Origin of the sequence: Nocardia sp. GTS18 (assembly GCF_013839555.1) — a bacterium.
GTDB classification, from domain to species: Bacteria; Actinomycetota; Actinomycetes; order Mycobacteriales; family Mycobacteriaceae; genus Nocardia; species Nocardia rosealba.
The window spans coordinates 1-24438 of the sequence record NZ_JACBIU010000006.1 but is presented as its reverse complement, the minus strand read 5'-3'; the positions used below and the strand labels follow the sequence as shown (position 1 = coordinate 24438).

The following is a 24438-nucleotide window of genomic DNA, read 5'->3' as shown; positions in this document are numbered from 1 at the left end:
AGAGACTCGTGACTCCAGCTGACCTTGCAGATCTCCTTCGCACCACCGCAGCGAAGGTGCTTGTCGAACGTGGACTGGACTCGTCGGTCCTGCCCGAGCAGGTCACAGTGGAGCGTCCGCGCAACCCCGAACACGGCGACTATGCCACGAATGTGGCGATGCAGGTGGCCAAGCGGGTGGGAACGAATCCGCGCGAGCTCGCGGGCTGGCTGGCCGAGGCCCTGTCGGCCACCGAGGGTGTCGAGGTCGCCGAAGTGGCGGGCCCCGGCTTCCTGAACATCCGCCTGGCCGCGTCGGCGCAGGGCGCGATCGTCACCCAGATCCTGACCGCGGCCGACAAGTACGGCACCGGCTCCGCGCTGACCGGTACCAAGATCAACCTCGAATTCGTCTCCGCCAACCCCACCGGTCCCGTCCACCTCGGTGGCACCCGCTGGGCCGCGGTCGGTGACGCGCTCGGCCGCATCCTGGCCGCCGAGGGCGCCGACGTGACCCGCGAGTACTACTTCAACGACAACGGCGCCCAGATCGACCGGTTCGCGAAGTCGCTGGTCGCGGCCGCGCTCGGCGAGCCGACGCCCGAGGACGGCTACGCGGGCGAGTACATCCAGGAGATCGCCGCGAGCATCGTCGCCGCGCATCCCGATGCGCGCACCCTGCCCGCCGATCAGCGTCACGAGCTGTTCCGGCGCGAGGGCGTGCAGCAGATGTTCGCCCAGATCAAGCAGGACCTGCACGATTTCGGCACCGATTTCGACGTGTACTTCAACGAGAGCGAACTGTTCGCCTCCGGCGCCGTCGAGCGTGCGGTCGAGCAGCTCAAGAACTCGGGCAACCTGTACGAGAAGGACGGCGCGTGGTGGATCGCCTCCACCGAGTTCGGTGACGACAAGGACCGGGTGGTCCTCAAGAGCGACGGCACCGCCGCCTACATCGCCGGTGACATCGCCTACTTCCAGAACAAGCGCTCGCGCGGGTTCGACCTGGCCATCTACATGCTCGGCGCCGACCACCACGGCTACATCGGCCGGTTGAAGGCCGCCGCGGCCGCCTTCGGTGACGACCCCGACACCGTCGAGGTGCTGATCGGGCAGATGGTGAACCTGGTCAAGGACGGCCAGGCCGTGAAGATGAGCAAGCGCGCGGGCACCGTGGTGACGCTCAACGACCTGGTCGAGCAGATCGGTGTCGACGCCGCCCGCTACTCGCTGGTGCGGTCCTCGGTGAACTCGAGCATCGACATCGACCTGGACCTGTGGACCAAGGCCAGCAGCGAGAACCCGGTGTACTACGTGCAGTACGCGCACTCGCGTACCAACAGCATCATCGGCAATGCCGCGAAGTACCCCGAATTCGCCACTGTGACACCGGATTTCGCGCTGATGACGTCCAGCCGCGAAGGTGACCTGATCCGCACCCTCGGTGATTTCCCGCGCGTGGTCGCCACCGCCGCCGAGACCCGCGAACCGCACCGGATCGCCCGCTACCTCGAAGAACTGGCCGGGGTGTACCACCCGTTCCAGTCCGACGACGACATGCGCGTGCTGCCCAAGGGCGACGACGCCGTCAGCCCGCTCAATGCCGCCCGCCTCGAACTGGTGAAGGCGACCCGTCAGGTGCTGGCCAACGGCCTGGCCCTGCTCGGCGTGAGCGCACCGGAGCGCATGTGAGCTCCGCAGACTTTTTCAGGAAGGACGCACCACGATGAGTGCACACCCCGCCGGGCCTCGGCACGCCGAGATCCCGCACGCCCCGACGCTCGGCGAGCGGCCGACCGATCCGCGCGAGATGATCGACCTGCCCGAACACGTGTGGCCGCGCAACGCCTCGCGCGGTGGCGACGGCGTGGTGCGGTTGGCCGGCATCCCCGTCACCGAGCTGGCCGCGCAGTACGGCACCCCGCTGTTCGTGATCGACGAGGACGACTTCCGTTCGCGCTGCCGCGACATGGTCGCCGCGTTCGGTACCGCCGCTCGCGTGCACTACGCGTCGAAGGCGTTCCTGTGCGGTGAGATCGCCCGCTGGATCCGCGACGAGGGCCTCTCCCTCGACGTGTGCTCCGGTGGCGAGCTGGCCATCGCGCTCAACGCGGGCTTCCCCGCAGAGCGAATCGCGTTGCACGGCAACAACAAGTCCGTCCCCGAGCTGGAAGCTGCCGTCGCGGCGGGCGTCGGCCACGTGGTCGTCGACTCGCTCTACGAAATCGAACGCCTGGAAGCCGTCGCCGGTGCGGCGGGGGTGGTGCAGGACGTGCTGGTCCGCGTGACCGTCGGCGTCGAAGCGCACACCCACGAGTACATCTCCACCGCCCACGAGGACCAGAAGTTCGGTTTCTCGATCGCCGGCGGCGACGCGATGGAAGCCCTGGCCCGCGTCTTCGAGGCCGACAACCTGCGCCTGGTCGGCCTGCACAGCCACATCGGTTCGCAGATCTTCGAGCTCGACGGCTTCGAGATCGCGGCCCGTCGCATGCTCGGCCTGCTGCGCGAGGCGATCGACAAGTTCGGTGTGGAACGCACCGCCCAGATCTCCACCCTCGACCTGGGCGGCGGCCTCGGCATCGCCTACCTGCCCAGCGACAACCCGCCCGAGCTCGACGAGTTCGCCGCCAAGCTGCGCGACCTGGTCGCCGCCGAGGCCACCCGCGCCGGGCTGCCCGAGCCGATCATCGCGGTCGAACCGGGCCGCGCGATCGCCGGACCGGGCACCGTCACCCTCTACGAGGTGGGCACCATCAAGGACGTCGAGCTCGACGGTGGCGCGCGTCGCCGGTACGTGAGTGTCGACGGCGGGATGAGCGACAATATCCGCCCCGCGCTCTACCAGGCAGATTACGATTGCCGTCTGGTCTCGCGGAGCTCCGACGCGCACGCCGTGGTCGCGCGCGTGGTCGGAAAGCATTGCGAGAGCGGCGATATCGTCATCCGCGACACGTGGATGCCCGCCGACGCCGGACCGGGCGACCTGGTCGCGGTCGCGGCGACGGGGGCGTACTGCTATTCGATGTCGAGTCGCTACAACCTGCTCACCCGGCCCGCCGTGGTCGCGGTGCGTGACGGGAAGTCGCGACTGATTCTGCGCCGGGAAACGGTGGCGGACCTGCTCAGCCTGGAGGTAGAAGGATGAACGGCACCAACGACGCGGGGCGCCCGCTCGGCGTAGCCGTGCTCGGCATGGGCACCGTCGGCACCGAGGTGGTGCGCGTGCTGCGCGACCACGCCGACGACCTGCGCTCGCGCGTCGGCGCGCCCCTGGTGCTGCGCGGTGTCGCCGTGCGCGACCTGTCCAAGGACCGTGGGCTGCCCGCCGAGCTGCTCACCACCGACGCCGAGGCGCTGCTGGCCCGCGACGATGTGGACCTGGTGGTCGAGGTCATGGGCGGTATCGACCCGGCCCGCAAGCTCATCGGTGACGCCCTCGCCGCGGGTAAGTCCGTGGTCACCGCCAACAAGGCGCTGCTGGCCGACTACACCGGCGAGCTGGCCGCCGCCGCCGAGAGCAGCCGCGCCGACCTGTACTTCGAGGCCGCGGTCGCCGGTGCGATCCCGGTGGTGCGTCCGCTGATCCAGTCGCTCTCGGGTGACCGGGTGAACAAGGTCGTCGGCATCGTGAACGGCACGACCAACTTCATCCTCTCCGCGATGGACGAGACCGGCGCCGCCTACGACGACGTACTCGCCGAGGCCACCGACCTGGGCTACGCCGAGGCCGACCCCACTGCCGACGTGGAGGGCTACGACGCCGCCGCCAAGGCCGCGATCCTGGCCTCGCTCGCGTTCCACACCCGCGTCACCGCCGCCGACGTGTACCGCGAGGGCATCTCCAAGATCACCGCCGAAGACCTCGAGACCGCCTCGGCCGTCGGCTGCACGGTGAAGCTGCTCGCCATCTGCGAGCGCGTCCCCGGCGAGCCGAGCGCGGCCGAAGGCGGCAAGGACCGCGTCTCGGTGCGCGTGTACCCGGCGCTCATCCCGCGCAAGCACCCGCTGGCCTCGGTCAACGGCGCCTTCAATGCCGTGGTCGTGGAGGCCGACAACGCCGGTCGCCTGATGTTCTACGGGCAGGGCGCGGGCGGCGCGCCGACCGCCTCGGCGGTGCTGGGCGACCTGGTGATGGCGGCCCGCAACAAGTTCTACGGTGGTCGCGCACCCGGCGAATCGGTTTATGCTGAGCTGCCGATCGCGCCGATCGGTGACACCCCCACCCGCTACCACGTGAACCTGCAGGTGGAGGACCGTCCCGGCGTGCTCGCCGCGGTCGCCGACACCTTCGCCCAGCACGGGGTGAGCATCTCCACCGTGCGCCAGCAGGGTCACGGCGACGGCGCCCGGCTCGTGGTCGTCACCCACCATGCGGTGGAGTCGTCGCTGGCCGATACTGTCGCGGTACTGGCGGAAATGGATTCCGTCACCGCTGTGACCAGCGTTCTCAGACTGGAAGGCACCGAAGAATCATGAACTCCACTGGCATCGCGCCCCAGGCCGGTGTGCACTCGCGCTGGCCCGGCCTGATCGCGGCCTACCGCGACCGCTTGGCCGGTGCGGCCGATTGGGAGCCGGTGACCCTGTTCGAGGGCGGTACTCCGCTGGTCCCCGCCACGCACCTGTCCGAACTCACCGGGTGCGAGGTGTACCTGAAGGTCGAGGGTGCCAACCCCACCGGTTCGTTCAAGGACCGCGGCATGACCATGGCGATGACCGACGCGAAGTACCGCGGTCAGAAGGCCGTGCTGTGCGCGTCCACCGGCAACACCTCGGCCTCGGCCGCCGCCTACGCCACCCGCGCCGGCATGGAATGCGCCGTGCTGATCCCGCAGGGCAAGATCGCGATGGGCAAACTGGCCCAGGCCGTGATGCTCGGCGCCAAGATCATCCAAGTCGAGGGCAACTTCGACGACTGCCTCGAGCTGGCCCGCAAGGTGACCGCCGAATTCCCGCAGGTCGGACTGGTGAACTCGGTGAACCCGGCCCGCATCGAGGGGCAGAAGACCGCCTCCTTCGAAATCTGCGATGTGCTCGGCAAGGCGCCCGACGTACACGTGCTGCCCGTCGGCAACGCGGGCAACATCACCGCCTACTGGCGCGGATACCGCGAATACCACGCCGACGGCATCACCAAGGTGCTGCCGCGCATGCTCGGTGTGCAGGCCGCCGGTGCCGCGCCGCTGGTCAACGGTGCTCCGGTGAAGGACCCCGAGACCGTCGCCACCGCGATCCGTATCGGCGCACCGGCCTCGTGGAACGGTGCGATGGAGGCCAAGGAACAGTCCGGTGGTGCCTTCCGGGCAGCCACCGACGAAGAGATTCTCGCCGCGTACCGTCTCGTCGCCGCGACCGAGGGCGTGTTCGTCGAGCCCGCGTCGGCCGCGAGCGTGGCCGGTCTGCTCGCCGCGCGCAAGGAGGGCTGGCTGGATTCGGGCCTGACCGTCGTGTGCACCGTCACCGGCAACGGCCTCAAGGACCCCGACAACGCGCTGGCCGGAATGCCCGAGGTCAAGCCGATCGCGGTGGACCCGGTCGCCATCGCCCGCGAACTCGAGCTGGCCTGAGTTGACCGCACGTGAGCCGACGCTGATGACAGCGACCCTGCCCGCCGGTCTCGAAGTGACCGTGCGCGTCCCGGCCTCCACCGCCAATCTCGGACCCGGATTCGATTGTCTCGGAATGGCGTTGGGCATCTACGACGAAATCGTCGTGCGCACCACCGAATCCGGTCTCGCGATCCGGGTCGAGGGTGAGGGCGCCGACGACGTGCCGTGGGGACCGACCCATCTGGTTGTCCGCGCCATCGAGCGCGGCCTGGAATCGCTCGGCGTCTGGGCCGACGGCCTCGATGTCGTGTGCCGCAACGTGATTCCGCATTCACGCGGTCTCGGTTCCAGCGCGTCGGCCGTGGTCGGTGGCCTGGCCGCCGGTGCCGGACTGGCCGCGAAGTTCGATCCGGCGCTGCGACTCGACGGTGACCGCCTGGTGCAGCTGGCCTCGGAGTTCGAGGGTCATCCCGACAACGCCGCGGCCAGCGTGCTCGGCGGAGTCGTCGTCTCGTGGACCGAGACCGACGACGAGCAGGTCCGCGCCTACCGGGCGGTGCGCCTGGATCCCGCGCGGGCGCTGCGTCCGGTGGTGCTGATTCCGCAGGAGCGTTCGTCCACGGCGCACACGCGCGGGCTGCTGCCCGAGCAGGTGCCCCACGGCGATGCGGCGTTCAACGTGAGCCGGGCGGCCCTGGCCGTCGTCGCGCTCACCGAGCGTCCCGACCTGCTGATGCCCGCCACCGCCGACCGGTTGCACCAGACCCAGCGTGCCCCCGCGCTACCGCTCACCACCGCCTGGATCGAGCGGCTGCGCGACGCCGGAATCGCCGCGACGGTCTCGGGCGCGGGCCCGACCATCCTCGCGCTCGCGACCACGGAATTCCCCGCTGACCTGCGCGAACTGGCCGAGAAAGACGGTTTGCGCGTGGTCGAGCCCGGTATCGCCGACGGGGTGTCGATCGACTGACGGCGTGCCTGCCTTGCCGTTGTTCGTGATAGGCGGCTATTCTGGGCTGGTCCGTACATCGTGCGCATCAGACGCCGGTGCTTCATCAGGGCAATCGCTCCCCTCACCACTTTCTTCTGGTGGCGAAGCCTCCGGTCCGGCGGGGCGGGTAGTACGGCACAAGCGTCCTGTGGGACGCATAATCCGAGCTCGGCATATGTTGCCGGGTCTGCGGAACGAACCCTCGACTCAGCACACGGCATTCGAGGGAAGGAAAGGATTTCCGTGACAGAAACGGACCTGCTCGCGACACCCGGGGTGGATACCGACCCGACGAATTCGGGCGGCCGCGAAAGTGAATCCGGACAGATTTCGAAACAGAGCGAACACACCGACGTCGCACGATCGGGGCTGACTGGAATGCTGTTGCCGCAGTTGCGTGCGCTCGCTGGGGAACTCGGTATCCGAGGCACCTCCGGTATGCGCAAGGGCGATCTCATCGCCGCAATCAAAGAAAACCAGGCCGGAGCGCCTGCCAAGGGTGCCAAGCCTGCCGAAGCCGCCGCCGTGACGGCCGACGCGCCTGCCACCAGCGACGCTCCCGCCAAGCGGGAACGGCCCGCCAAGGCCGAGAAGCCCGCCGCCGAAGCCAAGGCGCCGGAGGCGAAGACGGCCGAGGTGAAGCCGGTCGAGGCCAAGGCCGCCGAGACCAAGCCGGCCGAGACCGAGACCGCTGCGACCAAGCCGGTCGAGGCCAAGACCGAAGCGCCCGCCGAGGCGGGCGAGGAGTCGGGTCGCGAGAGCGGTCAGCGTGGCCGTGGCAGGCAGCGTCGCGGTCGTGACCAGGCCCGTTCCGGTGGCGGCGAGAACGCTCCCGCCGAGAATCGCACCGAGACTCGCGCCGAGGAGCCCAAGCAGGCCGAGGGTGGCGAGCAGGGCGAGCGTCGTCGCGAGCGCAACGACCGCAATGCCGGTGGCGAGCGTAATCAGAACGACCGCAACCAGAACGAGCGCGGCGAGCGCAACCAGAACCAGAACGGCAACGCGGGCGGCAATCGTGGCCCGCGCGACGACCGTGATCGTGGTGGCGACGACGAGGAAGGCGGCCGCGGTCGCCGGGGCCGTCGCTTCCGTGAGCGTCGTCGTGGGCGTGACCGCGACGGTGGCACGGGTTCCGGTGGCGGCGAGGCCCGCGATTTCGAGATCCGCGAGGACGATGTCCTGCAGCCCGTCGCGGGCATCCTCGACGTGCTCGACAACTACGCCTTCGTGCGGACCTCCGGCTACCTGGCCGGTCCCAACGACGTGTACGTGTCGATGAACCTGGTTCGCAAGAACGGTCTGCGCCGCGGTGACGCCATCACCGGTGCGGTCCGCGCACCGCGTGACGGCGAGCAGAGCAACCAGCGCCAGAAGTTCGACCCGCTGGTGCGCCTGGACACGGTCAACGGTGGCGAGGTGGAGGCGGCCAAGCGTCGTCCCGACTTCCAGAAGCTCACCCCGCTGTACCCGAACCAGCGACTGCGCCTCGAGACCACGCCCAACAAGCTGAGCACCCGCGTGATCGACCTGATCATGCCGATCGGCAAGGGCCAGCGCGCGCTGATCGTCTCCCCGCCCAAGGCCGGTAAGACGACCGTGGTGCAGGACATCGCCAACGCGATCGCGACCAACAACCCCGAGTGCTACCTCATGGTCGTGCTGGTCGACGAGCGTCCCGAAGAGGTCACCGATATGCAGCGTTCGGTGAAGGGTGAGGTCATCGCCTCCACCTTCGACCGTCCGCCGGCCGACCACACCTCCGTCGCCGAACTCGCCATCGAGCGGGCCAAGCGACTGGTGGAAATGGGCAAAGACGTTGTGGTGCTGCTCGACTCGATCACCCGATTGGGCCGCGCGTACAACAACTCCTCGCCCGCCTCGGGCCGCATCCTCTCCGGTGGTGTCGACTCGACCGCGCTGTACCCGCCCAAGCGGTTCCTCGGCGCGGCGCGCAACATCGAGAACGGTGGCTCGCTCACGATCATCGCCACGGCGCTGGTCGAGACCGGTTCCACCGGCGACACGGTGATCTTCGAGGAGTTCAAGGGCACGGGTAACGCCGAGCTCAAGCTCGACCGCAAGATCGCCGAGCGCCGCGTGTTCCCCGCGGTCGACGTGAACCTGTCGAGTACCCGCAAGGACGAACTGCTGATGTCCCCGGACGAGGCCGCGGTGCTGCACAAGCTGCGCCGAGTGCTCTCGGGCCTGGATTCGCATCAGGCGATCGACCTGCTCATCGACCGGTTGAAGAAGTCGAAGAACAACCTCGAGTTCCTGATGTCGGTCTCCAAGACCGCACCGGGCGCACTCGACGAGTGACAGAACGAAAGGGCTCCGCTTCGGCGGGGCCCTTTCGGTTTGCCGGGAACATCCGAAGGGTAGGGGGTGTTCTCATGAGGGCGGCCGGGTCTGGCATACTGGACCGCTGTGTGTCTGCGAGCTCGCAGACATCCCGCCTAGTCGGTTCCGGTTCACGTACCCCACTCCATGGGGCTACGACCCGGCGACCATTATCGAGAGGACGCCCATGAAGGCAGGAATCCACCCCACGTATGTCGACACCACCGTCGTGTGTGGTTGCGGCAACACCTTCCAGACTCGCTCCACCAAGGAGTCCGGCCAGATCACCGTCGAGGTCTGCTCGCAGTGCCACCCGTTCTACACGGGCAAGCAGAAGATCCTCGACACCGGCGGCCGCGTGGCTCGCTTCGAGGCTCGCTACGGCAAGCGCGCAGGCAAGAAGGCCGACGCCGAAAGCTAGTTGCCTCCCCCGACGCCCGGTTCTGCATTTCGCAGGCCGGGCGTCGGTGGTTTCTCTACCCGAGCCGTCGCCCCGCACACCGAAGGAATCCTCCCGTGACGCAACCGTCCGCCATCGACGACATTCTGGCCGAGTACCAGGGCCTGGAGACGCAGCTGGCCGATCCGTCGCTGCACAACGACGCGGGCGCGGCACGCCGGGTGGGCAAGCGGTTCGCCGAGCTGGCGCCGGTGATGAGCACCTATCGCAAGCTCGAAGCGGTGCGCGACGACCTCGAGGCCGCCCGTGAGCTGGCCGCCGACGACGCCACCTTCGCCGCCGAGGTGCCCGGGCTGGAAGCCCAGCTGGCCGAACTCGAGCAGGCCCTCGCCGATCTGCTCGCCCCACGCGACCCGCACGACGGCGACGACGTGGTGCTCGAGGTGAAGTCCGGCGAGGGTGGCGAGGAATCGGCGCTGTTCGCCGCCGACCTGGCGCGCATGTACATCCGCTACGCCGAACGCCACGGGTGGAAGGTGGAGACGCTCGACGTCACCTACTCCGACCTGGGCGGATACAAGGACGCGACGCTGTCGATCAAGAGCAAGGACGCCGCGCGCGACGGGGTGTGGTCGCGCTTCAAGTTCGAGGGCGGCGTGCACCGCGTGCAGCGCGTGCCGGTGACCGAGTCGCAGGGCCGCATCCACACCTCGGCCGCGGGTGTCCTGATCTACCCGGAGCCCGACGAGGTGGAGCAGGTGCAGATCGACGAGACCGACCTGCGCATCGACGTGTACCGGTCCTCAGGCAAGGGCGGTCAGGGCGTGAACACCACCGACTCCGCCGTCCGCATCACCCACCTGCCCTCGGGCATCGTGGTGACCTGCCAGAACGAACGCTCCCAGCTGCAGAACAAGGCCCGTGCCATGCAGGTCCTCGCCGCCCGGTTGCAGGCGTTGGCCGAGGAGCAGGCCGAGCAGGAGGCGGCGGCGGGGCGCGCCAGCCAGATCCGCACCGTCGACCGCTCCGAGCGCATCCGTACCTACAACTTCCCGGAGAACCGGATCGCCGATCACCGCATCGGGTTCAAGGCGCACAACCTCGACGCCGTCCTCGACGGTGACATGGACGCGCTGCTGGACGCGCTCGGCAAAGCCGAGCGCGAGGCCCGGATGGCTGCCGAGTAAGGGCGTGAACGACCCGCGCCGCACGGCCTACGCGATCTCGCGCACCTTCGGAGGTCGTGGTGACATTGCCGGATGAGCCCGTGACCGCGCGAATCCCATTGCGGCCCTTGATCGTCAGGGCCGGCGCGCGCCTCGAAGAGGCCGGAGTCGGCTCGCCGATGTTCGATGCGGAGAACCTCGCCGCGCACGCGCTCGGTGTGGAGCGGATGCGCCTTGCGTTGATCCCGATGGTCGACACCGACACCGCCGCGCGCATCGAGGCGCTGATCGAGCAGCGTGCGGCGCGAATCCCGTTGCAGCACTTGACCGGAACCGCGCCGCTGGGTGCCGTCGACCTCGTCGTCGGGCCCGGCGTGTTCGTGCCGCGCCCGGAAACCGAGTTGCTGCTCGCCTGGGCGCTCGGCTACCTCGAGGCACAGCCGCTCGCGCACGCACCGATCGTCGTCGACCTGTGCACCGGCTCGGGCGCGCTGGCACTGGCCATCGCGCACGCCCGGCCGGACGCCGATGTGCACGCCGTCGAACTCGATCCCGACGCGTTGCGCTGGGCCCGCCGTAACGCCGACACGCGCATCGCCGCGGGTGACACCCCCATCACCCTGTACTCCGGTGACGTCACCGACCCGTTCGTGGTCGAACACCTCACCGCCCGTGCCGACCTGGTCGTCGCCAACCCGCCCTACATCCCGCAGGACGCGGTCCTCGACCCCGAGGTCGTCGACCACGACCCCCACCGCGCCCTGTTCGGCGGTCCCGACGGTCTCGACGTCATCCGTGGCATGGTCCCCACGATCGCCCGCCTCCTGCGCCCCGGCGGTGCCACCGCCGTCGAACACGACGACACCAACGGCGGGGGAGTGGCGGCACTGCTGTCGGCCGCCGACCTCACCGACATCGCCGAACACACCGACCTGTCCGACAAGCCGCGCTTCGTCACCGCGCGCCGCCCCTCGAACACCTGAGCGCGAGAGCCGGAGCGTCGCGCAGGTAGACAGGCTGCATTGTGTCCGCCGGACATGACCGCGCTCCATCAGGCAATCACCTGGCTAACACCGGGATGAGCGCCCCAAAGTCCCTCGGCTCTCGCCCCTCGAACCGGGGGCTACACTCTTGCCCGCAGCTAAAGACCGGGAAAGTACGCGGAGGAGGCGGACAGCTTTGAGTACTGTCTACGACTGTGCCGATGAGGCGTCTCGAGACGCGGGGATCACCGCGGCCACCAGTGCGTTGAAGTCGGGTCGCCTCGTCGTGATGCCAACCGACACCCTCTACGGCATCGCCGCCGACGCGTTCGATTCGTCCGCCGTCGCCGACCTGCTGGCCGCCAAGCGGCGCGGTCGCGATATGCCGGTCCCGGTGCTCGTCGGCTCGTGGCACACCATCGACGGACTCGTGTTCTCGGTGCGTCCGCAGGCACGTGACCTGATCCGTGCGTTCTGGCCAGGTGCGCTGAGTCTCGTTGTGCAGGCGGCACCTTCGCTGGCCTGGGATCTCGGTGACACGCGCGGCACGGTGATGCTGCGGATGCCGCTGCACCCGGTGGCGCTCGAGCTGCTGCGCGCGGTCGGCCCGCTCGCGGTGTCGAGTGCCAATGTGTCGGGGCAGCCGCCCGCCACCACCGTCGAACAGGCTCGTGAACAACTCGGTTCGCTGGCTAGCGTGTACCTCGACGGCGGCCCGGCCGAGCACGCCGTCGCCTCAACGATCGTCGACCTCACCGCGGACCAACCTCGGGTGTTGCGGGAGGGTGCGGTGCCGGTGGCCGATATCGCCGAGGTGCTCGGGATGGCGCCCGAGGCCCTGACCAGCTCCGCCAACCGGTGATCGCCTGCCTGCGATGAGCTCAGTCGTTCCCCTGCGTGAGCTCCTGCTCGTGCTGCTCGTCTCGGCAACGGTGACCTTCCTGGCCACCGGCGGTGTCCGGGTGCTCGCCATCGGTTTCGGCGCCGTGGCGATTCCGCGTGAACGCGATGTGCACGTCAAACCGATTCCCCGGATGGGCGGCGTCGGTATGTATGTCGGCGTCGTGGCCGCGATCTTGTTCGCACATCAATTGCCCGCGCTGCGCCGTGGCTTCGATTACGCGCCCGATATTCCCGCTGTGCTCGTCGCCGCGACGATCATCGTGCTCGTCGGCATAGTCGACGACCGCTGGGGGCTGGACGCACTGACCAAATTCGCCGGACAGGTCACCGCGGCCGGTGTGATGGCCGTGATGGGCCTGAGCTGGTACGTGATCTACGACCCGTTCAACGACACGACCGTGGTGCTCGACGCACTGCAGGGCGGCCTGGTGACGGTCGGCATCACCGTCACGCTCGTCAACGCGATGAACTTCGTCGACGGATTGGACGGCCTGGCCGCCGGCCTCGGTTTGATCTGCGCGGTGGCTGTTTTCGCGTTCTCCGTGGGTTTGCTCTACGACCAGGGCGGCTCGGTCGACACCTATCCACCCGCTTTGCTGGCCGCCGCGCTGGCGGGTGCGTGCCTCGGATTTCTGCCGCACAATTTCTCCCCGGCCCGAATCTTCATGGGCGATACCGGGTCGATGATGATCGGTTTGATGCTGGCAGCTGTTTCCACCGGTGCGTCGGGCCGAATTCCGCTGCAGGGCTATGGTCCGCGCGACATTGTGGGTTTGCTCTCGCCGCTGTTGCTGGTGGGCGCGGTGATGTTCATTCCGGTGCTCGATCTGTTGCTGGCGATCGTGCGCCGTGTGCGCGCCGGCGTGAGTTTTTCCACACCGGACAAAATGCACCTGCATCACCGATTGCTGCAGATCGGGCATTCCCAGCGCCGCGTGGTGTTGCTCATCTATTTATGGGTCGGCGTGCTCGCCTTCGGCGCGGTGGGAACTTCGCTGATGGACCGGCGGCTTGTGGTGTTGCTGGTGGCGGGCGGATTGGTGTTCGCGCTGGTGGTGACGGTGATCCCCTCGATGCGCCGCACGGAGTCGGCCCAGCATTGACTTCGGCCCGCAAGGTAAAGTGCGGGCCGTGAGCTTTACACCCGAAACCGTGCCAGGCCCCGACGCCCCGCTGCGTGCCGCGCTGCGCTACGGCCTGATCGGCCTCGGCGTGCTCGTGGTCGCGTCGGTGGTGATCGCCTCCCTCCTCGCCGGGATGCCCGGTCTGTGGGGCGCGCTGCTCGGCGCCGCGATCGGTGGCGGATTCATCCTCACCACCGTGGTGTCGGTGCTGCTGGGCGCCAAGCTGCCGCCCACGATGGCGGGCATGGTCCTGCTGGTCAGCTGGGTCGCCAAGCTGCTTGTGGTGCTGATCGTCGTCGGTGTGCTCAACCAGTTCGACTTCTACAGCAGGCCCGCGCTGTTCTTCACCGTGGTAGGAGCCCTGCTGATCGTGCTCGGTGCCGAAACCTACGGCGTTGTGCGACACAAGGTCCCGTACGTCACGACACGCGCGGGAGACAGCGAAACGGCTTCCGAGCAGGAATAATCCCACCCAGCTACGCACTGTCGTAGATAGCTTGGTAAAGTGTTGGTAAGCAAGCACCCAAGCTAGGGGCGCGGTCCGGGGATTCGGGCTATGCCTCGGGTTACCAAGGGGGGATCACCGAGATCCCACCCGGGGCCGCTATGCTTACTGCCGATCCGGGTGGAATGTGCCCGGTTGAAGCATGTCGACGATGTCGCCGACGCCCGTACAGAAGCTAATACAGGTATCCCTCGTATCAGCGGCTGTCGAATTTCGAGCCGACAAAAGTCGACCCCCATTGATCGTCAATGTCCGATCGAACCGCGGGAATGACAGTCGTACCCGCGGCCCGAACACGGGAGAGAACGCTGAGCGTCATCACTTTGGCGGCGGGCGAGTTCCACGCGCCATCGCTGTCCGACTTCTTCCCTCCAGCGGTGCTGTTCGAGGGTACGCCGTTCGAACTCGATCGCCTGATGCTGGTCCGGCTGTTGATGACCGCCGTTCTGGTGGCCGTCTTCGTGCTGGCTTTCCGCTCGCCGAAGATCGTGCCGCGCGGCCTGCAGAATGTGATGGAAGCCGGTGTGGTTTTCGTCAAGGAGCAGATCGCCGACGAGGTACTCGGCAAAGAATCCGGCAAGAAGTTCCTCCCGCTGCTCGCGACGATCTTCTTCACGGTTCTCTTTCTGAACTTCTCCGGTGTGATTCCCGGGTTGAACATCTCGTCGAACGCGCGCATCGGCATGCCGCTGGTCCTCGCCGCGATCGTCTACATCGTCTACAACTACGTGGGCATCAGGAAGTACGGGTTCTTCTCCTACATCCGCCACAGCATCGTCGTCCCCGACGTGCCGATCGCGCTGCACGTGCTGCTGATTCCGATCGAGTTCATCTCGACCTTCATCCTGCGCCCGTTCACGCTGACCGTCCGTCTCATGGCCAACATGCTGGCCGGCCACATCATGCTGGTGCTGTTCTTCAGCGCCACCTGGTTCTTCCTGTTCGACGCGACCGCGTGGATGAAGGTCTTCTCGCCCTTCTCGCTGCTGGCTGCCATCGGCTTCACTCTGTTCGAGCTGCTGGTCATCTTCCTGCAGGCCTACGTCTTCGCGCTGCTGGCCGCCGTGTACATCGGGCAGTCGCAGCACGCCGCCGACCACTAGACCCGACCGAACCACCTACATACCGCCAAACCTGCTGCACACGCCGACCGGCGGGTGAGCAACAGAAAGGGAAAGAAGACTCATGAGCCTCGCTTACCTGGCCCAGGAAGCCGCGAACACCGAAAGCTCCTTCAAGGGCTTCGGAGCCATCGGCTACGGCCTCGCTGCGATCGGCCCCGGCATCGGCGTCGGCATCGTCGTCGGTAAGGCCATCGAGGGCATCGCGCGTCAGCCCGAGCTGTCCGGCCAGATCCGCACCACCATGTTCCTCGGTATCGCGTTCACCGAAGCCCTGGCGCTGATCGGCCTCGTCGCCGGCTTCATCTTCTGATTCCGATGCGCGAAATCATGATGCTCGCCGCCGAAGGGGGAGAGGATGTGAATCCTCTCGTCCCCGCAACGTACGACATCGTCTGGTCGATCGTCTGTGTCATCGTCATCGGTCTGTTGTTCTGGAAGTACGTGATCCCACGTGTGACCAAGACCCTCGAAGAGCGCACCGACAAGATCGAAGGCGGTATCGCCAGGGCCGAAGCAGCCCAGGCGGAGGCACAGCAGACGCTGCAGCAGTACCAGCAGCAGCTGGCCGACGCCCGGCTCGAGGCCGCACGTATCCGTGAGGATGCGCGCACCCAGGGGCAGCAGATCCTCGCGCAGATGCGCCAGGACGCCCAGGCCGAAAGCGACCGCATCGTCGCCGCCGGTCACTCCCAGCTGGAAGCCCAGCGCCAGCAGATCCTGACGGAGCTGCGTTCCGAGGTCGGCCGTACGGCCGTCGAGCTGGCCGAGAAGATCATCGGTCAGTCGGTTTCGGACGAAGCCAAGCAGGCGGCGTCGATCGACAAGTTCCTCAAGGAACTCGACGACACCGACGCCATCGGGGTCGGAAGGTAGCGACGCGAAAGTGAGAAGCATGTACGCAGCGAGCCGCGAGGCCAGTGCCCGGTCTCGCGAGGCGCTTCGGGCCGCGTTGACCGGAAGCGAAACTGTCGCGGCCACAACGGGGTCGGAACTGTTCGCCGTTGTCGCCGTGCTGGACGACCAGCGTTCGCTGCGTGTGGCGCTCGCGGACGCCTCGGTGCCGGGTTCGGCGCGCGCTGAACTCAGCGAGCGGATCTTCGGCGGCAAGGTCAGCGCTGCCACGCAGGCAGTGCTGACCACCGCCGTGGCGCAGAACTGGTCCCGCACCCGCGACCTGGTCGACACCCTGGAGCTGCTCGGGCAGGAGGCTCTGCTCGAGTCCGCCGCCGACGGCGGCCGGCTCGACGCGGTGGAAGACGAGCTGTTCCGGCTCGGCCGGATCATCGCCGACAACCCGCAGCTGGAGCAGGCACTGTCCGATCACGGCAAGCCCGCCTCGGCGCGGCGTGAGCTGATCGAGCGGCTGCTCAACGGTAAGGCCGAGCCGGTCACCGTTGCGCTGGCCGAGCAGGCCGTCGTCCGGTTGCGGACCAACAACATCGGCGTCGCCTTCGACGCCCTGTCCGATCTGGCGGCGGCCCGTCGTGACCAGATCGTCGCCCATGTGCACGCCGCGGTCACGCTGAACGATCAGCAGAAGGAGAAGCTGGCGGCTTCCCTACAGCGGATCTACGGCAAGGCGGTCACCGTGCACGTGCAGGTCGACCCGACGCTGCTGAGCGGCGTCGTCGTGCGCGTCGGAGACGACGTCATCGACGGCAGCGCCACCGGCCGACTGGAGAAGCTGCGCCGCGCGATGTCCTGACCAGGACGCCACCTTCGCAGTTCTTCTTCAACCCCCGACATTCGAGACCACAGCGAGAGCAGGAACAACATGGCGGAGCTGACGATCTCCTCCGACGAGATCCGTAGCGCGATCGAGAGCTACACCCAGAGCTACACCCCGGAAACCTCCATCGAAGAAGTCGGCCTCGTGACCGACACCGGCGACGGCATCGCGCACGTCAGCGGTCTGCCGTCGGCGATGGCCAACGAGCTGCTCGAGTTCCCGGGCGGCGTCCTCGGCGTCGCGCTGAACCTCGAGGACACCGAGATCGGTGCCGTCATCCTCGGCGAGTACGCCTCGCTCGAGGAGGGCCAGCAGGTCCGCCGCACCGGCGACGTGCTGTCGGTTCCCGTCGGTGACAAGTTCCTCGGTCGCGTCGTCAACCCGCTCGGCCAGCCGATCGACGGCCTGGGCGAGATCGAAGCCGACGACCGCCGCGTGCTGGAGCTGCAGGCCGCGACCGTGCTGGAGCGTCAGCCGGTCGAGGAGCCGCTGGCCACCGGTATCACCGCGATCGACGCGCTGACCGCCATCGGCCGCGGCCAGCGTCAGCTGATCATCGGCGACCGCAAGACCGGCAAGACCGCCGTCGCCGTCGACGCGATCCTGAACCAGAAGGCGAACTGGGAGTCGGGCGACCCGACCAAGCAGGTCCGCTGCATCTACGTCGCGATCGGCCAGAAGGGCTCCACCATCGCGGGCGTCAAGACCGCGCTCGAGGAGCACGGCGCGATGGAGTACACCACCATCGTCGCGGCCCCGGCCTCCGACTCCGCCGGCTTCAAGTGGCTGGCTCCGTACACCGGTTCGGCCATCGGCCAGCACTGGATGTACCAGGGCAAGCACGTTCTCATCGTGTTCGACGACCTGACCAAGCAGGCCGAGGCCTACCGCGCCATCTCGCTGCTGCTGCGTCGTCCGCCGGGCCGCGAGGCGTACCCCGGTGACGTCTTCTACCTGCACTCCCGTCTGCTGGAGCGTTGCGCGAAGCTGTCCGACGAGATGGGTGGCGGCTCGATGACCGGTTTGCCGATCATCGAGACCAAGGCCAACGACGTCTCGGCGTTCATCCCGACCAACGTCATCTCCATCACCGACGGTCAGGTCTTCCTCGAGTCCGACCTGTTCAACAAGGGTGTCCGCCCGGCGATCAACGTCGGTACCTCGGTCTCCCGTGTCGGTGGCGCCGCCCAGACCAAGGCCATGAAGAAGGTCGCCGGTTCGCTGCGTCTGGAAATGGCCCAGTACCGCGAGCTGGAGGCGTTCTCCGCCTTCGCCTCCGATCTGGACGCCGCTTCGCTGGCCCAGCTCGAGCGTGGTGCCCGCTGGGTGGAGCTGCTCAAGCAGAACCAGTACTCCCCGGTCGCCGTCGAGGATCAGGTCATCTCGATCTACCTGGTCGACGCCGGCTACTACGACTCGGTTCCGGTCGCCGACGTGCGTCGCTTCACCACCGAGCTGCTCGAGCACCTGCACAGCGTGACCCAGTCGTCGTTCGACGCGCTGGAGGGTGGCAAGAAGCCGCTCGACGGCGAGGCCGCCGAGGCGATCAAGTCCGAGACCGACAAGTTCAAGCAGGGCTTCCTTGCTTCGGACGGCAGCCGCGTCGTGAACGAGGCCGCCGCGGGCGACCTGGACCACGAAGAGGTCGAGTCGCTGTCGGTCACCCGCAAGCACGTCGACAAGTAAGCCGGGTCAGCACTGATGTCGGCAACTATCGATACGGCGAATGAAGGGAGTGAATCGTAGTGGCAAGTTTGCGCGAATTGCGCTCCCGCATTCGTGGTGTGAATTCGATCAAGAAGATCACCAAGGCTCAGGAACTGATCGCGACCTCGCGAATTTCCAAGGCCCAGGCCAGGGTCGCGGCCGCCAAGCCGTACGCCGAGGAGATCACCAAGGTCCTCGGTGAGCTGGCCAGCGCCTCGAAGAACCTGTCGCACCCGCTGCTGACCGAGCGTCCCAACGCCCGGCGGGCCGCTGTCCTGGTGATCACCAGCGACAGCGGTATGTGTGGTGGCTACAACTCCAACGTGCTCAAGCGCGCCGAGGAGCTCATGACCACCCTGCGTGGCGAGGGCAAGGAACCGGTGCTGTACGTGATGGGCAACAAGGGCCTCACGTACTACAAGTTCCGCAACCGCCCGTTCCAGGCGTCGTGGACCGGTTTCTCGCAGCAGCCGAAGTACACCGATGCGTCTGCCGCCTGCCAGCACCTGGTCGAGGCCTTCATGGCCGGCTCCGACGGTGAGGTTCCGGCGCTCAGCGGCGGGACCATGGCGGGTGTCGACGAGCTGCACATCGTGTACACCAAGTTCGTCTCGATGCTGACCCAGACTCCGGAGGTGCGCCGCCTGGCGCCGATCCAGGTCAGCTTCGTCGACGAGAACTACGAGCTCGGCGACGACATCATGTCGGACTCGCCGAACGTGGTTGTCTCGGCGCAGTACGAGTTCGAGCCGGACGCCGACGTGCTGCTGGGTGCTCTGCTGCCCAAGTACGTCAACACGCGAATCTACGCATCGTTGCTCGAGGCAGCGGCATCCGAGTCCGCGGCTCGGCGCACCGCAATGAAGGCGGCGACCGACAACGCCAACGAGCTGGCCAGTGTGCTCCAGCGCGAGGCGAACTCGGTGCGTCAGGCCCAGATCACGCAGGAAATCAGCGAAATCGTCGGCGGCGTGAACGCGCTGGCGTCGAGCTCGGACCGCGACTAGAAGCGCAGGAAGAGAACCAATCTAATGACCGCAGCTGTCACTCAGGACAACGCGAAGAAGGCGGGCGAAACCGCCGGCCGCGTCGTCCGTGTCATCGGCCCCGTCGTGGACGTCGAGTTCCCGCGTGGCGCCATTCCCGAGCTGTTCAACGCTCTGAACACCGACATCAAGCTCGCGTCGGTGGCCAAGACCCTCACCCTCGAGGTCGCCCAGCACCTCGGCGACAACATCGTGCGCACCATCTCGATGCAGCCGACCGACGGCCTGGTCCGTGGCGCGAGCGTCACCGACTCGGGCAAGCCGATCTCGGTGCCCGTCGGTGACATCGTCAAGGGCCACGTGTTCAACGCCCTCGGTGACTGCCTCGACTCGCCCGGCCTCGGCCGCGACGGCGAGCAGTGGGGCATCCACCGCAAGCCCCCGAGCTTCGATCAGCTCGAGGGTAAGACCGAGATGCTCGAGACCGGTGTGAAGGTCATCGACCTGCTCACCCCGTACGTCAAGGGCGGCAAGATCGGTCTGTTCGGTGGTGCCGGTGTCGGCAAGACCGTGCTGATCCAGGAGATGATCACCCGTATCGCTCGCGAGTTCTCCGGCACCTCGGTGTTCGCGGGCGTCGGTGAGCGTACCCGTGAGGGCACCGACCTCCACCTGGAAATGGAAGAGATGGGCGTCCTCCAGGACACCGCCCTCGTCTTCGGCCAGATGGACGAGCCGCCGGGCACGCGTATGCGCGTGGCCCTGTCCGCGCTGACCATGGCGGAGTACTTCCGCGATGTCCAGCACCAGGACGTGCTGCTCTTCATCGACAACATCTTCCGTTTCACCCAGGCCGGTTCCGAGGTCTCGACCCTGCTGGGTCGTATGCCTTCGGCCGTGGGTTACCAGCCGACGCTGGCGGACGAGATGGGTGAGCTCCAGGAGCGCATCACTTCGACCCGTGGTCGCTCGATCACCTCGCTGCAGGCGATCTACGTCCCCGCCGACGACTACACCGACCCGGCGCCGGCGACCACCTTCGCCCACCTCGACGCGACGACCGAGCTTTCGCGCCCGATCTCGCAGAAGGGCATCTACCCGGCCGTCGACCCGCTGACTTCGACCTCTCGTATCCTCGAGGCTTCGATCGTCGGCGAGCGCCACTTCCGGGTCGCCAACGAGGTCAAGCGGATCCTGCAGAAGTACAAGGAGCTGCAGGACATCATCGCCATCCTCGGTATGGACGAGCTCTCCGAAGAGGACAAGGTCCTCGTCGGCCGTGCCCGTCGTCTGGAGAAGTTCCTCGGCCAGAACTTCATCGTGGCCGAGAAGTTCACCGGTCAGCCGGGCTCGGTCGTGCCGCTGGAGCAGACCATCGACGACTTCGACCGGGTCTGCAAGGGCGAGTTCGACCACTTCCCGGAGCAGGCGTTCAACTCCTGCGGTGGACTCGACGACGTCGAGGCCGCTGCGAAGAAGATCGCCGGAAAGTAGTCAACGATGGCAGAGTCCACTTCCAGGACGATGACGGTCGATCTCGTGGCTGTCGAACGTAAGCTCTGGTCCGGCCAGGCTTCGTTCGTCAGCGCGCAGACCACCGAGGGGCAGATCGGCATCATGGCGGGCCATGAGCCGTTGCTCGGTCAGCTCGTCGAGGGCGGCACGGTGACCATCGTGCCGACCGAGGGTGAGCGGATCGTCGCCGCGGTGCACGGCGGCTTCTTCTCGGTGACCGCCGATACCGTTCGCGTGCTGGCCGAGTCGGCCGATCTCGCGGGCGAGGTCGATGTCGACGCGGCACGTAAGGTGCTCGCCGACGCGGATGCCGACGAGGCGCAGCTGCGCGCGGCGCAGGGTCAGGTCCGGGCCGTCGAGGCGACTACGGCGTCCTGATCGCTGTACAGCGACACGAACACTGCCGGCGGTGAACTCCTGGAGTTCACCGCCGGCAGTGTTATATCCGGCGGATGGCGGATCCGGGCGGAACCGTTTCGGGCGCCCGTGATTGAATATGACAGGGGTGTCCACGGCACCCGAGTGGAGCGAAAGGGCGTACGGCATTGCAAACCGGGATGGTTCTCCTGATCATTCTGGTGCTGACGCTCGTGTTCATCGCAGGCGCTTCCACCTATCGGCTGGTCATGCTGCGTCGTGGTGGGACGGCCGCGCTGCTGCGGGTACTGCCCGCGCGCGGCGGCCAGGGCTGGCGGCACGGCCTCATCCGCTACGACGAGGACCGGCTCGTCTTCTTCAAACTCACCAGCCTCAAATTCGGCCCGGACAGCACGATTCACCGTCAGGGCCTCGAAATCGTCGAACGCAGGCATCCCCAGGGCGACGAGTTCGACATCATGACCGACGACATCGTCGTGGTAGCCGTCACCGACCCGCACGCCAGCTTCGAATTGGCACTCGACCGCGGATCGATGGCGGCTTTTCTGTCATGGATGGAGTCGCGGCCGTCGGACCGTGCCAAGCGAAAGGGCCCGATCTGAGATGCCGGACGACTCGCAGCCACGATCGTCGGTCCACCTCACCCGGATCTACACCCGAACCGGTGACGACGGAACAACGGGCCTGAGCGATTTCTCCCGGGTCGCCAAGACCGACGCGCGCCTGGTCGCCTACGCCGATTGCGACGAGGCCAATGCCGCGCTCGGTGTCGCGGTTGCCCTCGGTACGCCGGCACCCGAGATCCTGTCGGTGCTGCGCCAGATCCAGAACGACCTTTTCGACGCGGGCGCGGATCTGTCGACCCCGATCGTGGCCGACCCGAAGTACCCGCCGCTCCGCATCACCCAGTCCTATATCGACCGGCTCGAGGCGTGGTGCGACGAGTTCAACGAGTCTCTCGCGCCCCTGAATTCGTTCATCCTGCCCGGCGGCACGCCGTTGGCCGCGCTGTTGCACACCGCACGTACGGTTGCCCGCCGCGCCGAACGATCGGCCTGGGCCGCGGTCGCCGCGTACCCCGACGACACGAGCGTGCTGCCCGCGAAATACCTCAATCGTCTGTCGGACCTGCTGTTCATCCTCAGCCGCTACACCAATCCCGAAGGTGACGTGCTGTGGCAACCGGGCGGTGGACGCTAGCGCGAAAGCGGCTCGGCGGTCACGAGTTCCGGCCCGATCGAGCCGGTTTGGTGACAGGGGGGCGTGTCGTGGCGCATCGGTCGATAAGCTGGCGGGGTGAGCGAACGGTTTCTGGTCTCCGGCGGTAATCAGCTCGTCGGCGAGGTCGCGGTCGGCGGCGCGAAGAACAGCGTGCTGAAGCTGATGGCCGCGTCGTTGCTGGCCGAAGGCACAACCACCATCACCAACTGTCCCGACATCCTCGATGTCCCGCTGATGGCGGAGGTGCTGCGCGGCCTCGGCTGTGATGTGACGATCTCCGACGACGAGAGCGGTGACCGATCGGTCGTGACGATCGTGACCCCGGCGGAGCCGAAGTACCACGCGGACTTTCCGGCGGTCACCCAGTTCCGCGCCTCGGTGTGTGTGCTGGGTCCGTTGATGGCTCGTTGTAAGCGCGCGGTCGTTGCCCTGCCCGGCGGTGACGCGATCGGTTCGCGTCCGCTCGATATGCATCAGGCCGGTCTGCGTCTGCTGGGTGCGACCAGCGAGATCGAGCACGGATGTGTGGTCGCCAAGGCCGAGGAGCTGCAGGGCGCGCGGATCCGGCTCGACTTCCCGTCGGTGGGCGCCACCGAGAACATCCTGATGGCGGCGGTGCTCGCCGAGGGCGAGACGGTCATCGACAACGCCGCACGCGAGCCCGACATCGTCGACCTGTGCACCATGCTCACGCAGATGGGTGCGCGGATCGACGGTGCCGGTTCCTCGGTGCTCACCGTGCAGGGCGTCAAGAGCCTTCGGCCAACCACGCACCGGGTGATCGGTGACCGCATCGTCGCCGCCACCTGGGGGATCGCGGCCGCGATGACCACCGGTGATGTGCGCGTCACCGGGGTGAACCCGAAGCACCTGGCCCTGGTGCTGGACAAGCTACGTTCCGCCGGTGCGCGAATCTCCTACGAGCCCAACGGTTTCCGTGTGGTGCAGCCGGAGCGTCCGCGTGCGGTGAACTTCGCGACGCTCCCGTTCCCGGGTTTCCCGACCGATCTGCAGCCGATGGCCATCGGCCTGGCCGCCATCGCCGACGGCACCTCGATGATCACCGAGAACGTCTTCGAGGCCCGTTTCCGTTTCGTGGAGGAGATGATCCGCCTCGGCGCCGACGCCCGCACCGACGGTCACCACGCCGTGGTCCGCGGCATCCCGCGCCTGTCCAGCGCCCCGGTGTGGTCTTCCGACATCCGTGCCGGCGCCGGCCTGGTGCTGGCGGGTCTGGTCGCCGACGGCGTCACCGAAGTGCACGACGTGTTCCACATCGACCGCGGTTACCCCAAGTTCGTCGAGCAGATGCAAGCCCTCGGTGGACAGGTCGAGCGTGTCGGTACGCCGAAATAGCCTGCTGACCAGCCGATTTGACTTCGTGTTTGGCGGCACGTAACTTAGTTCGAGTCAGAGCGACACGGACACCGACTCAGCCCCGCTGAGACACGAGGTAGTACGATGAGCGCCTGACTGATTGCGTGTTCAGGGCTTGACCGGATTTGCGTCCGGTGGGTTGCTTGGACTACAGTACGAACCCTTGCCTCACCGAAACCTCGACTGATCGTCGGGTCGGAAGTGTGTGCGTGTGTTCTTTGAGAACTCAATAGTGTGTCGATGAATGTCAGTGCCAATATTTTTATTGGTTCCAGCCTTCGCGTACCCCCCGGTCGTGGGAGGTTGGACATTTTGAACAACAGCGAATCTTTTTTGCTGGTGTTCGCTTTGCTAGATTTTTCGGACTCTAGTTAGATATTTCTGATTACACCCTTTGGGGTGTGGTTGAGAGTCTTCAACGGAGAGTTTGATTCTGGCTCAGGACGAACGCTAGCGGCG

At 67.1% G+C, this 24438-nt stretch carries 23 protein-coding genes; all 23 read left to right on the top strand.

The annotated features are described in order from the left end of the window. Positions 1-8: 8 nt before the first annotated feature. The 23 genes from argS (at position 9) to murA (ending at position 23958) form a co-directional block, all read left to right on the top strand. The gene (gene argS / locus HYG95_RS08640; protein ID WP_181697483.1) at positions 9-1670 is read left to right on the top strand and encodes an arginine--tRNA ligase; all 1662 of its coding nucleotides are present in this window, start codon (positions 9-11) and stop codon (positions 1668-1670) included. Positions 1671-1704: 34 nt separating this feature from the next. Next, positions 1705-3126 carry a diaminopimelate decarboxylase gene (gene lysA, locus HYG95_RS08635; RefSeq protein ID WP_181697482.1) on the top strand — a complete coding sequence of 474 codons (1422 nt, stop codon included), beginning with the start codon at positions 1705-1707 and terminating at the stop codon, positions 3124-3126. Continuing rightward, positions 3123-4457 (top strand): homoserine dehydrogenase, encoded by a 1335-nt coding sequence (locus HYG95_RS08630; RefSeq protein WP_067641542.1) that lies wholly within the window; start codon positions 3123-3125, stop codon positions 4455-4457. Before lysA ends, HYG95_RS08630 begins: the two co-directional genes overlap by 4 nt. Beyond that, positions 4454-5548: a threonine synthase gene (gene thrC, locus HYG95_RS08625; protein ID WP_181697481.1), complete on the top strand. Its 1095-nt coding sequence runs from the start codon at positions 4454-4456 to the stop codon at positions 5546-5548. Before HYG95_RS08630 ends, thrC begins: the two co-directional genes overlap by 4 nt. Positions 5549-5573: 25 nt before the next feature. Continuing rightward, positions 5574-6500, top strand: coding sequence for a homoserine kinase (thrB, locus tag HYG95_RS08620; protein ID WP_181697611.1), 927 nt, complete (start codon positions 5574-5576; stop codon positions 6498-6500). A gap of 264 nt (positions 6501-6764) precedes the next feature. Then, positions 6765-8840: a transcription termination factor Rho gene (gene rho / locus HYG95_RS08615; RefSeq protein ID WP_181697480.1), complete on the top strand. Its 2076-nt coding sequence runs from the start codon at positions 6765-6767 to the stop codon at positions 8838-8840. Between the two features lie 208 nt (positions 8841-9048). Next, entirely contained in the window at positions 9049-9282 is a 234-nt protein-coding gene (gene rpmE / locus HYG95_RS08610; RefSeq protein ID WP_067490466.1) for a 50S ribosomal protein L31, read from the top strand. A 95-nt stretch (positions 9283-9377) separates the two neighbouring features. Beyond that, complete coding sequence (gene prfA, locus HYG95_RS08605; RefSeq protein WP_181697479.1) at positions 9378-10448, top strand: peptide chain release factor 1; 1071 nt, start codon at positions 9378-9380, stop codon at positions 10446-10448. Positions 10449-10528: 80 nt separating this feature from the next. Then, positions 10529-11410 carry a peptide chain release factor N(5)-glutamine methyltransferase gene (gene prmC, locus HYG95_RS08600; RefSeq protein WP_370465729.1) on the top strand — a complete coding sequence of 294 codons (882 nt, stop codon included), beginning with the start codon at positions 10529-10531 and terminating at the stop codon, positions 11408-11410. Positions 11411-11606: 196 nt separating this feature from the next. Then, positions 11607-12272: an L-threonylcarbamoyladenylate synthase gene (locus HYG95_RS08595; RefSeq protein ID WP_181697478.1), complete on the top strand. Its 666-nt coding sequence runs from the start codon at positions 11607-11609 to the stop codon at positions 12270-12272. Positions 12273-12285: 13 nt separating this feature from the next. Continuing rightward, positions 12286-13416 carry an MraY family glycosyltransferase gene (locus tag HYG95_RS08590; protein WP_067641551.1) on the top strand — a complete coding sequence of 377 codons (1131 nt, stop codon included), beginning with the start codon at positions 12286-12288 and terminating at the stop codon, positions 13414-13416. A gap of 19 nt (positions 13417-13435) precedes the next feature. Next, entirely contained in the window at positions 13436-13903 is a 468-nt protein-coding gene (locus tag HYG95_RS08585) for a hypothetical protein (protein WP_181697477.1), read from the top strand. Between the two features lie 308 nt (positions 13904-14211). Next, a complete protein-coding gene (gene atpB / locus HYG95_RS08580; protein ID WP_225282119.1) occupies positions 14212-15045 on the top strand; it encodes a F0F1 ATP synthase subunit A in 834 nt (277 codons plus the stop codon). Between the two features lie 82 nt (positions 15046-15127). Continuing rightward, positions 15128-15376 (top strand): ATP synthase F0 subunit C, encoded by a 249-nt coding sequence (locus tag HYG95_RS08575; RefSeq protein WP_067490449.1) that lies wholly within the window; start codon positions 15128-15130, stop codon positions 15374-15376. Positions 15377-15381: 5 nt separating this feature from the next. Beyond that, the gene (locus tag HYG95_RS08570) at positions 15382-15939 is read left to right on the top strand and encodes a F0F1 ATP synthase subunit B (RefSeq protein WP_067490448.1); all 558 of its coding nucleotides are present in this window, start codon (positions 15382-15384) and stop codon (positions 15937-15939) included. A 19-nt stretch (positions 15940-15958) separates the two neighbouring features. After that, positions 15959-16771 carry a F0F1 ATP synthase subunit delta gene (locus HYG95_RS08565; protein WP_181697476.1) on the top strand — a complete coding sequence of 271 codons (813 nt, stop codon included), beginning with the start codon at positions 15959-15961 and terminating at the stop codon, positions 16769-16771. A 69-nt stretch (positions 16772-16840) separates the two neighbouring features. Beyond that, positions 16841-18481, top strand: coding sequence for a F0F1 ATP synthase subunit alpha (gene atpA / locus HYG95_RS08560; protein WP_181697475.1), 1641 nt, complete (start codon positions 16841-16843; stop codon positions 18479-18481). Positions 18482-18540: 59 nt separating this feature from the next. Further along, the gene (locus tag HYG95_RS08555; protein WP_067490441.1) at positions 18541-19509 is read left to right on the top strand and encodes a F0F1 ATP synthase subunit gamma; all 969 of its coding nucleotides are present in this window, start codon (positions 18541-18543) and stop codon (positions 19507-19509) included. 24 nt (positions 19510-19533) lie between these two features. Then, on the top strand, positions 19534-20982 hold the full coding sequence (gene atpD / locus HYG95_RS08550) for a F0F1 ATP synthase subunit beta (protein WP_067490436.1): 1449 nt from the start codon (positions 19534-19536) through the stop codon (positions 20980-20982). Between the two features lie 30 nt (positions 20983-21012). Next, positions 21013-21381: a F0F1 ATP synthase subunit epsilon gene (locus tag HYG95_RS08545; protein ID WP_370465737.1), complete on the top strand. Its 369-nt coding sequence runs from the start codon at positions 21013-21015 to the stop codon at positions 21379-21381. A gap of 179 nt (positions 21382-21560) precedes the next feature. Continuing rightward, complete coding sequence (locus tag HYG95_RS08540; protein ID WP_067490432.1) at positions 21561-21983, top strand: DUF2550 domain-containing protein; 423 nt, start codon at positions 21561-21563, stop codon at positions 21981-21983. A 1-nt stretch (position 21984) separates the two neighbouring features. After that, positions 21985-22581 (top strand): cob(I)yrinic acid a,c-diamide adenosyltransferase, encoded by a 597-nt coding sequence (locus HYG95_RS08535; RefSeq protein WP_181697474.1) that lies wholly within the window; start codon positions 21985-21987, stop codon positions 22579-22581. Positions 22582-22677: 96 nt separating this feature from the next. Beyond that, complete coding sequence (murA, locus tag HYG95_RS08530; protein WP_067490426.1) at positions 22678-23958, top strand: UDP-N-acetylglucosamine 1-carboxyvinyltransferase; 1281 nt, start codon at positions 22678-22680, stop codon at positions 23956-23958. Positions 23959-24438 lie beyond the last annotated feature (480 nt).

Excerpts from the sequence above, each read along its gene's own strand:
- lysA (WP_181697482.1), top strand. The coding sequence starts at position 1,705 with ATGAGTGCACACCCCGCCGGGCCTCGGCACGCCGAGATCCCGCACGCC.
- HYG95_RS08630 (WP_067641542.1), top strand. The coding sequence starts at position 3,123 with ATGAACGGCACCAACGACGCGGGGCGCCCGCTCGGCGTAGCCGTGCTC.
- thrC (WP_181697481.1), top strand. The coding sequence starts at position 4,454 with ATGAACTCCACTGGCATCGCGCCCCAGGCCGGTGTGCACTCGCGCTGG.
- thrB (WP_181697611.1), top strand. The coding sequence starts at position 5,574 with ATGACAGCGACCCTGCCCGCCGGTCTCGAAGTGACCGTGCGCGTCCCG.
- rpmE (WP_067490466.1), top strand. The coding sequence starts at position 9,049 with ATGAAGGCAGGAATCCACCCCACGTATGTCGACACCACCGTCGTGTGT.
- HYG95_RS08590 (WP_067641551.1), top strand. The coding sequence starts at position 12,286 with ATGAGCTCAGTCGTTCCCCTGCGTGAGCTCCTGCTCGTGCTGCTCGTC.
- atpB (WP_225282119.1), top strand. The coding sequence starts at position 14,212 with ATGACAGTCGTACCCGCGGCCCGAACACGGGAGAGAACGCTGAGCGTC.
- HYG95_RS08575 (WP_067490449.1), top strand. The coding sequence starts at position 15,128 with ATGAGCCTCGCTTACCTGGCCCAGGAAGCCGCGAACACCGAAAGCTCC.
- HYG95_RS08570 (WP_067490448.1), top strand. The coding sequence starts at position 15,382 with ATGCGCGAAATCATGATGCTCGCCGCCGAAGGGGGAGAGGATGTGAAT.
- HYG95_RS08565 (WP_181697476.1), top strand. The coding sequence starts at position 15,959 with ATGTACGCAGCGAGCCGCGAGGCCAGTGCCCGGTCTCGCGAGGCGCTT.
- atpA (WP_181697475.1), top strand. The coding sequence starts at position 16,841 with ATGGCGGAGCTGACGATCTCCTCCGACGAGATCCGTAGCGCGATCGAG.
- atpD (WP_067490436.1), top strand. The coding sequence starts at position 19,534 with ATGACCGCAGCTGTCACTCAGGACAACGCGAAGAAGGCGGGCGAAACC.
- HYG95_RS08545 (WP_370465737.1), top strand. The coding sequence starts at position 21,013 with ATGACGGTCGATCTCGTGGCTGTCGAACGTAAGCTCTGGTCCGGCCAG.
- HYG95_RS08540 (WP_067490432.1), top strand. The coding sequence starts at position 21,561 with ATGGTTCTCCTGATCATTCTGGTGCTGACGCTCGTGTTCATCGCAGGC.
- HYG95_RS08535 (WP_181697474.1), top strand. The coding sequence starts at position 21,985 with ATGCCGGACGACTCGCAGCCACGATCGTCGGTCCACCTCACCCGGATC.